The organism is Nesterenkonia sp. YGD6 (assembly GCF_022565895.1).
Lineage (GTDB): Bacteria > Actinomycetota > Actinomycetes > Actinomycetales > Micrococcaceae > Nesterenkonia.
On the sequence record NZ_JAJOYY010000001.1, the window covers coordinates 285,528 to 300,096 of the forward strand.

Annotated in this window: 13 protein-coding genes; 3 read left to right on the forward strand and 10 right to left on the reverse strand. The window is 67.8% G+C overall.

From position 1 onward, the window contains the following. Nucleotides 1-200 precede the first annotated feature (200 nt). From LTI14_RS01335 to LTI14_RS01345, 3 genes are all read left to right on the forward strand, one after another. Nucleotides 201-1,487 (forward strand): MFS transporter, encoded by a 1,287-nt coding sequence (locus LTI14_RS01335; RefSeq protein WP_241475451.1) that lies wholly within the window; start codon nucleotides 201-203, stop codon nucleotides 1,485-1,487. A gap of 86 nt (nucleotides 1,488-1,573) precedes the next feature. After that, nucleotides 1,574-1,840 (forward strand): rhodanese-like domain-containing protein, encoded by a 267-nt coding sequence (locus tag LTI14_RS01340; RefSeq protein ID WP_446740374.1) that lies wholly within the window; start codon nucleotides 1,574-1,576, stop codon nucleotides 1,838-1,840. Between the two features lie 344 nt (nucleotides 1,841-2,184). Then, nucleotides 2,185-3,489, forward strand: coding sequence for an MFS transporter (locus tag LTI14_RS01345; protein ID WP_241475455.1), 1,305 nt, complete (start codon nucleotides 2,185-2,187; stop codon nucleotides 3,487-3,489). Here LTI14_RS01345 and LTI14_RS01350 read toward each other — a convergent pair. From LTI14_RS01350 to infB, 10 genes are all read right to left on the reverse strand, one after another. After that, a complete protein-coding gene (locus LTI14_RS01350) occupies nucleotides 3,474-3,752 on the reverse strand; it encodes a hypothetical protein (protein WP_241475457.1) in 279 nt (92 codons plus the stop codon). The two genes, LTI14_RS01345 and LTI14_RS01350, sit on opposite strands and share 16 nt — an antisense overlap. A gap of 312 nt (nucleotides 3,753-4,064) precedes the next feature. Next, nucleotides 4,065-6,302, reverse strand: coding sequence for a polyribonucleotide nucleotidyltransferase (locus tag LTI14_RS01355; protein WP_241470076.1), 2,238 nt, complete (start codon nucleotides 6,300-6,302; stop codon nucleotides 4,065-4,067). Nucleotides 6,303-6,583: 281 nt separating this feature from the next. Then, nucleotides 6,584-6,853, reverse strand: a complete 270-nt coding sequence (gene rpsO, locus LTI14_RS01360; protein ID WP_036473966.1) for a 30S ribosomal protein S15 — start codon at nucleotides 6,851-6,853, stop codon at nucleotides 6,584-6,586. Nucleotides 6,854-6,968: 115 nt separating this feature from the next. Further along, nucleotides 6,969-7,868 carry a class I SAM-dependent methyltransferase gene (locus LTI14_RS01365; protein WP_241475459.1) on the reverse strand — a complete coding sequence of 300 codons (900 nt, stop codon included), beginning with the start codon at nucleotides 7,866-7,868 and terminating at the stop codon, nucleotides 6,969-6,971. Nucleotides 7,869-7,882: 14 nt separating this feature from the next. Continuing rightward, a complete protein-coding gene (locus LTI14_RS01370; protein WP_241475461.1) occupies nucleotides 7,883-8,914 on the reverse strand; it encodes a bifunctional riboflavin kinase/FAD synthetase in 1,032 nt (343 codons plus the stop codon). Then, the gene (locus LTI14_RS01375; RefSeq protein WP_446740363.1) at nucleotides 8,914-9,381 is read right to left on the reverse strand and encodes a hypothetical protein; all 468 of its coding nucleotides are present in this window, start codon (nucleotides 9,379-9,381) and stop codon (nucleotides 8,914-8,916) included. The genes LTI14_RS01370 and LTI14_RS01375 overlap by 1 nt, the downstream gene beginning before the upstream one ends. Further along, nucleotides 9,363-9,719, reverse strand: coding sequence for a hypothetical protein (locus LTI14_RS01380; protein WP_342357715.1), 357 nt, complete (start codon nucleotides 9,717-9,719; stop codon nucleotides 9,363-9,365). The genes LTI14_RS01375 and LTI14_RS01380 overlap by 19 nt, the downstream gene beginning before the upstream one ends. Nucleotides 9,720-9,724: 5 nt before the next feature. Further along, nucleotides 9,725-10,816: a tRNA pseudouridine(55) synthase TruB gene (gene truB / locus LTI14_RS01385; protein ID WP_241475470.1), complete on the reverse strand. Its 1,092-nt coding sequence runs from the start codon at nucleotides 10,814-10,816 to the stop codon at nucleotides 9,725-9,727. Nucleotides 10,817-10,843: 27 nt separating this feature from the next. After that, nucleotides 10,844-11,338 (reverse strand): 30S ribosome-binding factor RbfA, encoded by a 495-nt coding sequence (gene rbfA / locus LTI14_RS01390; protein ID WP_241475472.1) that lies wholly within the window; start codon nucleotides 11,336-11,338, stop codon nucleotides 10,844-10,846. A gap of 147 nt (nucleotides 11,339-11,485) precedes the next feature. After that, complete coding sequence (gene infB, locus LTI14_RS01395; RefSeq protein WP_241475474.1) at nucleotides 11,486-14,362, reverse strand: translation initiation factor IF-2; 2,877 nt, start codon at nucleotides 14,360-14,362, stop codon at nucleotides 11,486-11,488. Between the last annotated feature and the right edge of the window lie 207 nt (nucleotides 14,363-14,569).

Below are 14,569 nucleotides of genomic sequence, written 5' to 3' on the forward strand. Positions count from 1 at the left end.
TCCTCCAGACTTCTTTGGATTATCATAACAACCAGTATTCTAGTTTTCTTTGGAATACGAGATCAGCCCGACTCCTCGGGCAGCGCCGGCCTAGGAAGGGCGAGCCTCATGAAGGGTTCGGGATGCACTCACATTCGCAGGAACGCTGGGGCCGCCGTCGAGCGGACCCAGCGCTTCACGGCGAGCCCGCAGGTGGAGACATGAGCGCGCGTCGGTCCCCCGCCGGGCCACCGACGCTGGGACTGCGCGCCAACATCTCCCAGTTCACCCTCCTCGTCGCGGTGAACGCCCTGGTGGGAGGCATGGTCGGCCAACAGCAGACGGTGCTCCCGCTGCTCGCGGAATCCGAGTTCCAGCTCACGGGCTATACGTTCATCTTCACCTACGTCGCCGCCTTCGGCGTCACCAAGGCCATCGCCAACTACTTCGCCGGGACCCTGTCGGACAGGTACGGCCGCAAGCCGGTACTTCTCATCGGCTGGCTCTTCGCCGTGCCCGTTCCGCTGATGTTGATCCTCGCGCCGGACTGGGGCTGGATCATCGCCGCAAATGTCCTGCTGGGCATCAACCAGGGGCTCACCTGGTCCACCACAGTAGTGATGAAGATCGACCTCGTGGGGCCCACCAAGCGCGGCTTGGCCATGGGGCTGAACGAAGCCGCAGGGTATGGCGCTGTAGCCGTGACCTCCCTGCTGGCGGGATACCTGGCCGAGCAGTTCGGGCTGCGCCCGGCCCCGTTCCTGTTGGGCCTCGCCTACACCGCCCTGGCGCTGCTGCTCTCAGGTGCGTTCGTGCGCGAGACTATCGGGCACGCCCACCTGGAGGCCGCCGAGCATGTGGCCCGTGCCGACGGCACCCACGATCACCTGCACGCAGACCTCACCAGCCGGCAGGTCGCAGTCCAGACGAGCTTCCGGGAGCCGGCCCTCTCTTCGGCCAGCCAGGCTGGGCTGGTCAATAATCTCAACTTCGGTCTCTCCTGGGGTCTCTTTCCCCTGCTCTTCGCCACGGCCGACCTCTCGGTAGGCGAGGTCGGGCTCCTCTTCGCGCTGTACCCAGGCGTGTGGGGAGCGGGGCAGCTGGTCACCGGCGCGCTCTCGGATCGGATCGGGCGCAAACATCTGATCACCGCAGGGATGTCCACGCAAGCCGTGGCTCTGATGCTGATCGCCTCGGGTGATGACTTCAGCAGCTGGGCCGCGGGCACGGCTCTGCTCGGGGCCGGCACTGCGATGGTCTACCCGACGCTGCTCGCCGTGGTCGGCGACGTCGCCCACCCGGCCTGGCGCGGTCGAGCGGTAGGCGTCTACAGGGTCTGGCGCGATCTCGGCTACGCAGCCGGGGCTGTGCTGGGCGGGATCGTGGCCGACCTGATGGGACTCTCTGCCGCGGTATGGGTGGCTGCCGCCGTCAGCGCAGTCTCGGCCGCGATAGTGGCGGCACGGATGTACGAGACCCACCAGAGGCCCTCGGTGAGCAGACATTGAACTGCGCACAATTCAGTTTCGACCCTCGACCCGTAGCCCAGGAGGCCACAATGCAGGAAGTCTCACCTTCAATGACGTTCAAACGGATGGAGACGGCTCAGATCGTTGACGTGCGAGAAGATGAAGAAGTCAGCGCTGGCATGATCCCGGGAGCCCTCCATATACCCCTGGGACAGCTGCAGACACGACTGCCGGAACTCGACTCCGCACGACCGACGATCACAGTGTGCCGCAGCGGTCGGAGAAGTCTGACGGCGGCGCAGACCCTGAGCGACGCAGGATTCACCGTCGAGAGCATGGAGGGAGGAATGAATCTATGGGCCAAAGAGGGTCATCCGACGGCGCTCCCCTGAGAAGCCTCTGCAATTCCCTGAACTCAGCACCTCCTCACCGGCACCCCTGGCGTCCCTGGGCACGAGGCTGATGTCCACCGGTGGCCCTCTCTTCAGACAGCCCCTGCGCCGAGGAAGCCCTCCGGCGCGCGACGCGTTGAGCGCCGGAGGCAGCAAGTGCAGATGGCGCCAGCTGAAGGACAGCCGGTACGCTGAGAACTCTGCCCTCCCCCGGCCCGGTCCAGCTGCGGCCGCATCGCGGGAGCGCTGACATTTCGTGTATCTACCTGTCTCGGCGGCGGCCTCGCTGTGGAGTCAAGGCGGCACTGAGCACGCGAGAGCCGACTCCCGGAGGATCCACCACCATGCCCGCGCACCAGTCCGACGCCGTGCAGCCGCGACCAGCTGCTGAGCCAGGCACTCGTCCCGCACCCAGCTTCCCCGGCTCCGACCCGCGGCAGACCCTGCGCGGCGCCGTGGGCCCCGCCTATTTCCCGGTGGCCCTGCTGGCGCGCTTCCCGTACGCGATGATGGTGGTCGGGGTGCTGACCCTGGTGGTGGCCGCACGGGATTCCATCAGCCTGGGCGGACTGACATCGGCCATGGTCGGTCTGGGCACCGCGATCTTCGGCCCGCTCATCGGAGCCGCGGCGGACCGCTGGGGCCAGCGCCGGGTGCTGCTGATCGCCGGCTCCGCCAGCAGCCTCTCGCTGCTCGCCATGGCCTGGGTGGTCTATAGCCCCTTCGGCACCTGGGCCGTGCTGACCTCGGCCTTCTTAGTGGGAGCCACCGCTCCGCAGGTCCCGCCGATGTCGCGCAGCCGGCTGGTGGGCGTGATCTTCCGCGAGCTGCCCCCGGCACGGCAGCAGAAGACGATGAACTCCACGATGGCGTATGAGTCCGCCGCCGACGAGATCACCTTCGTCTTCGGTCCGGTCATCGTGGGCCTGCTCGCCGCCACGCTCGGCGGAGCGGCACCGATGATCGGCGCCGCGATCCTGACCCTGTGCTTCCTGATCACCTTCGCGCTGCACCGCACCGCGGACGTAGTGCCCAAGAACGCCGCCACCCACCAGGAGCCCGCACCGGTGCGGTCACTGTTCGCGCCGCGGCTGCTGGTGCTGATGGCCGGCGCGCTGGGCATCGGGCTGATCTTCGGCTCCACATTGACCACGCTGACCTCCTTCATGGCCGACCTCGGCTACGCCGAACGCGCCGGGCTGGTCTACGGCGCGATGGGCATCGGCTCGGCGGTCTTCGCCCTCGCCGCGGCCCTGTTCCCGGCGAGCTTCAGCCTTCAGGCGCGCTGGCTGAGCTTCGGCGGCGTGCTGCTGCTGGGCACCATCGGACTGCAGTTCGCCTCGGCCCTGCCGGTGCTGCTGCTGGTGCTGCTGGTGATGGGGGTGGGGATCGGCCCGACCCTGGTCACCCAGTTCAGCCTGGTGGCCGAGCGGAGCCCGCGCGGGCGCTCCACCACGGTGATGTCGCTGCTGACCACGGCGATCGTGATCGGCCAGTCGTCCTCCTCGGCGATCACCGGGTATCTGGCTGAGGGCTTCGGGACCCAGGTCGCGGCGCTGGTGCCGCTGGTCGCCGCGCTGCTGATCATCCTCGCCGCGGTGGCCAATGCGCTGGGTGTGAGCAACGCGCGGGACTACTCCCGGGACTGACCCTCAGCCTGGTCGTGGTGCTGATCCTCCGCCTCGTTGCGGCGCTCCGCTCCCCCCGGCACGTCTTCGGGATGCTCTCCGGCGCGCGCGTCGAGGGTCGGCCAGACCCCGGCCGTGCCTGTTCTCAGCACCGGGCGCAGCACCGAATCCTGCAGCGAGGATCCGCGGCGTCGTCGTCGGAGGGCCAGCACCAGGCGGACCACCACCGCCCCGCCGAGCACGACCCAGAAGCCGAGGAACAGCCATCCCACCACATGGTCCATGGGACCCACCTTGTCATGGTCCATCGAGCCGCTGAACCCCCGCCGCCTCACTGGGTGGGATACAGCTGCGTCCGGGCAGGCTGGAATCCAGACAGCCTTCATCTACTGGGCGATTTGGGCGCTTTTTCGGCCCTTTTGGGGCCCAGAGATCCCTCAAATCGCCCACTCGATGCGAGACAGAGCAGCTGGAGAGGGCACTGGGCCTTGGACCCCCGTGACACGAAGACGGCCGGTGAGGTCCCCGTCAGGGGAGCCTCACCGGCCGTCTCAGTGGCTCAGCTTCTCAGCTGGAGCCGTTGACGCAGAAGCTGATCACGCGTCGTCGTTGTCCGACTCCGAGGAGCCGTCACCTTCGACGACGGGTGCCAGGCTGAGCTTTCCGCGGTCATCGACCTTGGAGATCTCGACCTGGATGCGCTGGCCGACGTTGACGACGTCTTCGACGTCATCCACGCGCTTGCCCTCGTTGAGCTTGCGCAGCTCGGAGATGTGCAGCAGGCCATCCTTGCCCGGGGTCAGCGAGATGAACGCGCCGAACGTGGTCAGCTTGACCACGGTGCCCAGGTACCGCTCGCCGATCTCGGGGACCTGCGGGTTGGCGATCGCGTTGACCGCGGCGCGGGCTGCCTCAGCAGCTTCGCCGTTGGTCGCGCCGATCAGCACGGTGCCGTCATCCTCGATCGAGATGTCGGTGCCGGTGTCCTCCTGGATCTGGTTGATCATCTTGCCCTTCGGGCCGATGACCTCACCGATCTTGTCCACGGGGACCATCACCGAGATGATGCGCGGTGCGAACTCGGACATCTCATCCGGGGTGTCGATGGCGGCGGCCATGACGCTCAGGATGTGCAGGCGAGCTTCGCGGGCCTGCTTCAGCGCTGCGGAGAGCACCGAAGCGGGGATGCCGTCGAGCTTGGTGTCCAGCTGGATGGCTGTGACGAACTCGGAGGTGCCGGCGACCTTGAAGTCCATGTCGCCGAAAGCATCTTCGGCGCCGAGGATGTCGGTCAGGGCGGCGTAGCGGGTCTCACCGTCGACCTGGTCGGAGACCAGGCCCATGGCGATGCCTGCGACCGGAGCCTTCAGCGGCACACCGGCGTTGAGCATGGACAGCGTCGAGGCGCAGACCGAACCCATCGAGGTGGAGCCGTTGGAGCCCAGGGCCTCAGAGACCTGGCGGATCGCGTAGGGGAACTCCTCGCGGGACGGCAGCACCGGGGTGATGGCGCGCTCAGCAAGAGCACCATGTCCGATCTCGCGGCGCTTGGGTGAACCCACGCGGCCGGTCTCACCGACCGAATACGGCGGGAAGTTGTAGTTGTGCATGTAGCGCTTGGTCTTCACCGGCGACAGCGAGTCGATGTTCTGCTCGAGCTTGAGCATGTTCAGCGTGGTGACACCCATGATCTGGGTCTCGCCGCGCTCGAAGATGGCCGAGCCGTGCACGCGGGGAAGGACCTCGACCTCGGCGGTGAGCTGGCGGATGTCCGTCAGGCCGCGTCCGTCGATGCGGACCTGGTCGCGCAGGATCCGCTGGCGGATGACCTGCTTGGTCACGGCGCCGAAGGCCTTGGCGACCTCGCCGCCGCGACCCTCGAACTCCTTGCCCTCGCCGGCGAGGTCCTCGCGGACCTCGGCCTTCAGCTCGGAGTCGGCAGCGTCGCGCTCCTGCTTGTCAGCGATCTGGTAGACCGCGCTCAGACGCTCCGAAGCGGAGGACTCCACCGCGGCCAGCACGTCGGACTCGTAGTCCACGAAGGTCGGGATGTCGATGGCCGGCTTGGCGGCGCGAGCTGCCAGGTCTGCCTGTGCGTCGCAGAGGACCTTGATGAACGGCTTTGCAGCCTCGAGGCCCTCGGACACGATGTCCTCGGTGGGCGCGGTGCGGCCCTGCTCCTTGATGAGCTTCCAGGAGTCATCGGTGGCTTCGGCCTCGACCATCAGCACGGCGATGTCGTCGTTGACGACTCGACCGGCGACGACCATGTTGAACACGGCGTCCTTGAGCTGGGAGTGCTTCGGGAAGGCGACCCACTGGGCGCCTGAGCCGGTGTCCACGAGGGCCACGCGCACTGCACCGATCGGGCCGGAGAACGGCAGACCGGAGAGCTGGGTGGACATCGAGGCGGCGTTGATGGCGACCACGTCGTAGAGGTCATCCGGGTTGATCGAGAGGATGGTCTCTACGACCTGGACCTCGTTGCGGATGCCTTTCTTGAAGGCGGGGCGCAGCGGGCGGTCGATCAGGCGGCAGGCCAGGATCGCGTCGACGGAGGGGCGACCCTCGCGGCGGAAGAAGCTGCCGGGGATGCGACCTGCGGCGTACATGCGCTCTTCGACGTCGACCGTCAGCGGGAAGAAGTCGAAGCCCTCGCGGGGTGACTTGCCCACCGTGGTGGCCGAGAGCAGCGTGGTGTCCTCGTCCATGGTGACCAGGACGGAACCGGCGGCCTGCTTGGCGAGGCGGCCGGTCTCGAAGGAAATCGTGCGTGTACCGAATGATCCGTTGTCGATCACGGCTTCGGTGTAGTGAATCTCGGGACCCTGCATTACAGGTGTCTCCTCTCAGTAGCGTGCATTGCTGGCGAGCCAGTGAGAGGAAAGGATCTGCGTACATACGGTCGGTCATCGATCGAAGCCCACGGGCCTGGCACGTGTCGTGCCTCCCGGAGGCTACTACCGAGGACCGGAACATATGAGTTCGATCCCTCTCACTGGCGGGTGCGCCACCCACTATCCTCGCATACAAAGCAGGCGGCTCCTACGGTCATGAAGACCGTTTCAGGAGCCGCCTGTTTCGTTGCTTGGTGATCAGCGTTTGACGCTGAAGCTCATCGGCGGATACCGAGACGCTTGATCAGCGAACGGTAGCGCTCGATGTCCGTAGCAGCAAGGTACTTCAGCAGACGACGACGGCGACCCACCAGGATCATCAGACCGCGACGGGTGTGGTGATCATGCTTGTGCACCTTCAGGTGCTCGGTGAGGTCGGAGATCCGACGCGTCAGAACCGCAACCTGAACCTCGGGTGAACCAGTGTCACCCTCGGAAGTTGCGTACTCCTTGATGATCTCCTGTTTGACAACGGGATCTAAAGCCATGGAAGAGCTCCTTCATTGTTGTACCGCGAACAGGACCGGGCTTTGCCGGTGAGGGCCAGGGACCAGTGTCAGCCACCGCGGACTGCAGCATGACGACGTCGCCGAAGCGACCTTTCTACGATACAGGAGCGCCTGGCACACGGGAAACGCTGGTGTGCAGCACGGTCAGGTACGGCAGCGCGACCGGCTCCCCCGGGGTGAGCTCCAGGTGCTCGTCGAGGTACCAGTCCAGGTTGGCCCGGCGGCGGGCTCGGGCGGGCTCTTCGGCGGAGAGCCAGGAGCTCAGCGTGGTGGAGAGCTCCCGGATCTGTTCAGGTGTGATCTTCCGCTCCCACCGGGTCTGCGTGGTGTCCCAGGCGGTGAAGCGTGCCGGGTCCACCGGCGGGGTCCAGCCCGGCCGGTAGACATCTCCGGCGCGCATGATCCGGGTCAGCCGGTGCACCCAGGGCACCGAGGTGTCCAGATAGTTCGCGACCACCCCCAGCACTCCCTGCGGCCGCAGGATCCGGCGCACCTCGTCCTGCACCAGGGCGTCATCGAACCAGTGCCAGGCCTGGGCCGCGACGACGACGTCGCAGCTCTCCTGCTCCAGCCCTGTCGCCTCCGCCGTGGTGCGGTGCACCTTGAGGCGGTGCGGCGGGCGGGTCTGTCCGGGACTCTGCTCCGGATTCGGCTCCGGATTCTGCTCGACGCTGCGGGCGCACATGACCTCGGTCATGGCCGCAGAGGGCTCGACCGCGTGGACGCTGGCACCTCGGGCCAGCAGCGCCCGGGTCAGGATCCCGGTGCCGGCGCCGAGGTCTGCGACCACCGGCGGCCCGACGGAAGCGCAGGATCCAGCCGCGCGCAGCAGCTGGTCCACCATCTCGTCGGGGTAGCGGGGACGGACCGCGTCGTAGCGCCGGGCCTCCTCGAGCGAGGTGTCATCGGCGAAGGAGGCGCCCAGGCGACGTCGTCGTTCTGGGTCGGAGATCAGCGCCTGCTGGGCGGGCCGTGGCTTGGGACGGGAGGGCACGTGCCGAATCCGGTCTACTCGACGGAGAGGCGGGCGAGGACCTGGCGGGTCTGATCCACGTCCTGGTACATCTGCTCGACCAGCTTCTCCACGCCTTCATAGGCGACCATGCCGCGCAGGTGCTCGACGAACTCCACCCGCACGTGCTGGCCGTAGAGGTCGAAGTCCTCCACCGCCTCGGTGGGCCGGTCGATCACGTGGGATTCCACCACCCGCTCGACCCCGTGGAAGGTCGGATTCGAGCCCACCGAGATCGCCGCGGGCCAGCGGGCGCCGGCGGCGTCGACCAGCCAGCCGGCGTAGACGCCGTCGGCGGGGATCATGCCCTCGGAGTCGCGGCCCAGGTTCGCGGTCGGGAAGCCCAGGTCGCGTCCGCGGGCGGCCCCGTGGACCACCTCGCCGAGCACCGCGTGCGGGCGTCCGAGCACCTCGGCCGCCGCGGCGACGTCGCCGGCCTCCAGGGCCTCACGCACCCAGGTCGAGGAGCAGCGCCGCTCGGTCTCGGCCACCGAATGCCCGATCAGCGCGAAATCATCCACGCCGAGCACGCTGAAGCCGTAGCGTCGGCCCAGCTCGACCATGGTCTCGAAGTTCCCGGAGTTTCCGCGGCCGAAGCGCACGTCGTGGCCGATGACGACCACGGAGGCGTTCAGCGTGTCCACGAAATAGGTCTTGACGAACTCCTCGGGGGTGAGCCCGGCGAGGTCGAGGTTGTAGTGCAGCACCAGCAGCGCGTCGATGCCGGTCTCGGCCAGGCGCTGGACCTTCTCCGCGGTGCCGGTGAGCATCTCCGGGGACTCTTCGGGGCGGTGGACCTGCAGCGGGTGCGGATCGAAGGTGATCGCCACGGCCTGGGCGCGCGAAGAAGCGTCCGCTGCGGCACCATCGGCCTGCCCGTGGGCGGCGGCGACCAGACGGGTCAGGACCTCCTGGTGACCCAGGTGGACGCCGTCGAAGTTGCCGATGGTCACGGCGGTGGGTCCGAGCCCGCGGGGGACTTCTTCAAGACCATTCCAGAACTGCACGCCGATCAGCCTATCGCTCATCACTGGGTGTCCCGCGCGGCCTCGGTGCCCGGCCGGTGCCGCAGCAGCCAGAACAGGCCGATGAACGGCAGCAGCAGCGGCACAAAACCGTAGCCGGCACCGAAGTGGGACCACACGGTGGCCTCGTTGAAGAGCTCCGGATCCAGGTAGGTCCACAAGCCGACGCCGAGCACCCCGGTCAGCTCCACCAGCACCGCGATCAGGGCCACCAGCCAGGCGCGGGGGCCGATCCGAGCCAGGGCAAGGGTGGCGACGATGTAGACGGCGGCGGCGAAGGCGCTGAGCGAGTAGGACACCGGGGAGGCGTCGAAGTCGGTGAGGATCTGATACAGCGCTCGGGCGAAGGAGGAGACGGCAAAGATGCCGTAGGCGGTGATGATCAGCATGCCGACTCCGCGGTTGCGCGGAGTGGGCGAGGCGTTGGCCGGCACGTCCGACGACGGCCGGGTCATAGCGCGCTTCCCCACCAGATCTCCTCCAAGCGGTAGACCATCACGAACACGACAAGTCCGACGAAGCTCATCACCAGGTTGGACCAGCGGGTCTTGTCGATCATGGCCCAGATGAACACTCCGACCGGAAGCAGAAGTGCAGTCAGGATATAGCCCCAGAACTCCCACGCCTCGCCGGCCACCGGAGCCCCGGCGATCTGCCGGATCCCGGCGTAGATGCCGTAGGCGATGAGGTAGAGCTCGATCGCGGCCAGCGAGATGATCGAGGAGTCCGCGGGGTGATCGCGGGCCGCGGTCATCACCCAGCAGACCAGCACGGAGAGCCCACAGACGATGGCGCCTATGAGGAACATCACCGTCATTCGGAGTCTCCGGGCGGCTGTGTGACGCCGGTTCCGGCGGGCTGGGCCCCGGTTCCGCCAGTCTGCGACCCTGAATCCGCCGATGCTGAATCGGTCGAGCCAGGTCCGGTGCTGATCGCGAAGACCAGCTCGGGCTTGGCCTGGTAGTCGATGGAGTCGGAGTCCGCGGCATGGGCGGCGTCCGGTGAGGCCGAGGCGCCCTTCTTGGCGGGCACATCGATGAGCAGCGCGACCAGCTCGCCGTCGGGGGCGAAGGCCGCGGTGAGCTGCGGGTCCTCGCCGGTGCCCGAGGCGGTGATCCGCCGGCCGTAGCCGAGGTTCTCGGTCTCCTCTGCGGTGAGCTGACGCGGCGGGAAGAGGTGCTCGGCGGCTTCGGCGAGGCCGATGTAGCCGAAGTCCTCGCCCAGCTGCTCCAGGGTCAGGGTCTGGTCGATGCTGTAGGAGCCCACCGCGGTGCGGCGCAGCGCGGTGAGGTGACCGCCGACCTCGAGCGCCTCGCCCAGATCCCGGGCCAGGGCGCGCACGTAGGTGCCGGAGGAGACCCGGACCTCGATGTCGACGTCGACGAGCTTGCCGCCGTCGATCCGGCGGATCCCGAAGACCTCGAAGTCATGGACCGTGACGTCGCGGGATTTCAGCGCGACCTCTTCGCCGGCGCGGGCCCGAGCGTGGGCGCGCTGGCCGTCCACCTTGATCGCAGAGACCGTGGCGGGGACCTGTTGGATCGCGCCGGTGAGCTTCGCGATCTCGGCCGCGATGGCCTCCGGGGTCACCGCATTGGCGAACCGGGTCTGCAGCACCTCGCCCTCAGCGTCGTCGGTGGAGGTGGACTGACCCAGCCGCACGGTGGCGGTGTAGGTCTTGTCCACTCCGACAATATGGGTCAGCAGCCTGGTGGCGCGGTTGATCCCGACCACCAGGACGCCTGTGGCCATCGGATCCAGAGTGCCGGCATGGCCCACCTTGCGGGTCCCGGCGAGCTTGCGGATCCGTCCGACCACGTCATGGCTGGTCAGGCCGGCCGGCTTGTCCACCAGGACAAGTCCGGAGCCGACCTCCAGCTCTTCAGGCTTCTGCTTCTTCCCCATGCGTATCCAGCCTCAGCTTCCGTGCGCTCAGCGATCCGCGGAGCTGGAGCGGCCGTCGTCGTCGGATGCGGCGTCGTCCTCCGATGCGGCCAGCTCCTCCTCGACCTGCCAGCGGTAGGGCTTCTCCTCCGAGGCGGGCTGGGCGTCCTTGCGCAGGGCGGCGACCTGCTCGTCCTGTTCGCGGGCCTTGCGCAGGAGGTCCTCCATGTGCGCGGCCGTCTCCGGGATCTCGTCGGCGACGAACTCCAGAGTCGGGGTCAGCCGGATGTTCAGCTGCCGACCGAGCTCGTAGCGCAGGGTGCCCTGGTTCGCGGCCAGGACGGCCTCGGCCCCTGCCCGGGACTCCTCGTCCGGGGCCATGACGGTGTAGTACACCGTGGAGTGCTGGAGATCATTGGTCACTCGAGCGTCGGTGACGGTGATCAGTTCTGCGCGCTCATCCTTGACCCGGCGACGCAGCGCCTCGGCCACGATCACCTTGATGCGCTGCGCCAATCGGGCGGCGCGTGCTGGATCTGCCATGATGCGCTCCTTTCAGAAGACTTGTGTGTCCCTGGCCTGGATCCGCGCTTGATGCGGGGCCAGGTGGGTATGGTCTGCGGACAGGTCCGGGGACCCCGCCTGTGGCAGGGTCCCCGGAGCTGTCACCGGTGAAACCGGCGGGCCTGGTCAGGAGCGCGGAATTTCGCGCATCTCCCAGGTCTCGATGCTGTCACCTTCGCGGATGTCGTTGAACGATCCGAGGCCGATGCCGCACTCGAAGCCGTCGCGGACCTCGGTGGCGTCGTCCTTGAAGCGCTTGAGCGACTCGATGGTGAGGTTGTCTGCCACCACGTTGCCATCGCGCACCAGGCGCGCCTTGGCATTGCGGCGGATGAGGCCGGAGCGGACGATCGAACCGGCGATGCTGCCGAACTTCGAGGAGCGGAAGACCTCGCGGACCTCCGCGCTGCCCAGTGAAGCCTCTTCGTACTCTGGCTTCAGCATGCCCTTCAGGGCTGCCTCGATGTCATCGATCGCGGCGTAGATGACCGAGTAGAAGCGCATGTCCACGCCTTCACGCTCGGCCAGGTCGTTGACGCGCTCCGCAGGTCGGACGTTGAAGCCGATGATCACTGCGTTGTCCACAGTGGCCAGGTTCACGTCGTTCTGCGTGATCGCACCGACGCCGCGGTGGATGACGCGCAGCTGCACATCGGCACCCACATCGATCTTGAGCAGCGCATCTTCCAGGGCCTCCACGGCACCGGAGACGTCGCCCTTGAGGATGAGGTTGAGCGTGTCGATCTTGCCTTCTGCCACAGCCTGGTCGAAGTCTTCCAGGCTGATGCGCTTGCGACGCTTGGCCAGCTGAGCGTTGCGCTCCACGGCTTCACGCTTCTCAGCGATCTGCCGAGCCGTGCGGTCATCGGAGGTGGACAGGAAGGTGTCACCGGCGCGAGGCACCGAAGACAGACCCAGCACCTGCACCGGACGGGAGGGCAGGGCCTCCTTGACGGTCTCGCCGTGCTCATCGAACATGGCGCGGACGCGGCCGTGAGCCGTGCCGGCGACCATGTTGTCGCCCACCCGCAGCGTGCCCGACTGGACCAGCACAGTGGCCACGGCGCCGCGACCCTTGTCCAGGTTCGCTTCGATGGCCACGCCGCGAGCTGCCTTGTTCGGGTTCGCGGTGAGCTCCAGGGCTGCGTCTGCGGTGAGCAGCACGGCCTCGAGGAGCTCGTCGATGTGCAGGTGCTGCAGCGCGGAGACGTTGACGAACATGGTGTCGCCGCCGTACTCCTCGGGCACCAGACCGTATTCGGCCAGCTGACCGCGGACCTTGTCCGGGGAGGCGCCTTCCTTGTCCATCTTGTTGACCGCGACGACGACCGGCACGTTGGCGGCCTTCGCGTGGTTCAGCGCTTCGATGGTCTGGGGCATGACGCCGTCATCGGCGGCCACGACCAGCACCGCGATGTCGGTGACCTTCGCACCACGAGCACGCATGGCGGTGAACGCCTCGTGACCGGGAGTATCGATGAAGGTCAGGCCGCGCTCGACGCCCTCGTGCTCGACGTGGACCTGGTAGGCACCGATGTGCTGGGTGATGCCGCCGGCTTCGCCTTCGGTCACCTTCGCGCTGCGGATGGAGTCCAGGAGTCGGGTCTTGCCGTGGTCGACGTGACCCATGACGGTCACGACGGCGGCACGGGCGGAGAGCTCGTCGGAGCCCTCGGCTGCCAGCTCATCTTCGATGTTGATGTCGAAGGTGTTCAGCAGCTCGCGGTCCTCGTCCTCCGGGGAGACGATCTGGACCGGATAGCCCAGCTCATCGCCCAGCAGGTGGAAGGTCTCTTCGTCGAGGGACTGATTGGCTGTGGCCATCTCACCGAGCTTCATCAGCACGGTGACCATGGCTGCCGGCTCGGCATTGATCTTCTCGGCGAAATCGCCCAGCGAGGAGCCGCGGCGCAGCCGCACGACGGTGGTGCCGTCTCCCTTGGGAACGCGCACGCCGCCGATCTCGCGGGACTGACGCTGCTCCATCTCCTGGCGCTTTGCGCGCTTCGACTTGCGAGCCTTGGCCTTGGAGCCGCCGCGACCGAAGGCACCTGCTGCGCCGCCACGGCGAGGACCGCCGCCGCGACCGCCGCGTGGCGGGCCACCGGCGGGGGCGCCGGGACGACCACCGGCAGGAGCCGGGGTCTGGCTGGGCATCATCGACGGCTTGGGACCGCCCGGACGTGGTGCGGCTGCGGGGCGGGCTGCGCCGCCTGCTGCCGGTGCGCCGGGACGTGAGGCGCCGGCCGGGCGAGGTGCACCCGGACGCGGAGCGCCGGCTGGTGCACCCTGACCGCCGCGGGGACGGGGTCCACCGCTGCGCTCATTGCGCATGCCCTGCTGGGGTGCGAACGGGTTGTTGCCCGGACGGGGTCCAGCCGGTTTGGGACCGGGGCGGGGGCCGCCGGTTCCACCGGGACGCGGGGCCTGGCGCTCGGCGCCCATGCCCTGGCTCGGCGCGTAGGGGTTGTTGCCCGGGCGGGGACCGCCGGGCTTGGCGCCTGATGCGGCGGGCTTGGAGGCGGGCTTCTCAGCCGGAGCCTCCGTGCTCGCAGCGGGCTTCTCGGCAGCCTTGGGAGCTTCGGCCTCAGGAGCCGGGGTCTCGGCCTTCGGGGCCGACGCCTTGGGGGCAGCAGCTGCGGGGGCTTCGGGTTCGGGCGCTGCAGCAGGCTTCGGGCCGGGCCGGGGGCCGGGCTTGAAACCGCCGGGCCGTGGCGCGGAGGATCCTGATGCGGCGGGCTGCGCCGGGCCTGAGCTGTCAGCGGCGGGCGCGGAGGCACCGTCGGACTTCTTCGGACCTGGGCGGGCAGCGCCGTTGGACGCGGGGGCGTCGGCGGCGGGCTTGGCGTCAGGGAATGCCTGACGCAGCTTCTTCGCCACCGGGGGCTCCACGGTGGAGGAGGGCGACTTCACAAATTCGCCCATGCCCTGCAGTTTTGCGAGGGCTTCTTTCGAGGTGATGCCGAGCTCTTTGGCGAGCTCGTGTACGCGGGCCTTGGCCACATTTCTCCTTGTCTGGCCCACGCTTCCCCGCTGGCACCAGCGGGGCTGATGTCAGCGGTTCATCGGCGAAGGCCGTTTGAACTGTTCTGAAACCGTGACGGAGTTGCTGTGATGGGTCATCGCTGCGAACTCATGCGTCGGTCTTCATCGGGGATCCATCTCTCTGAACCCGCTTTCTGGTCTCCTCCGACTGTCCGCTGCATTGCT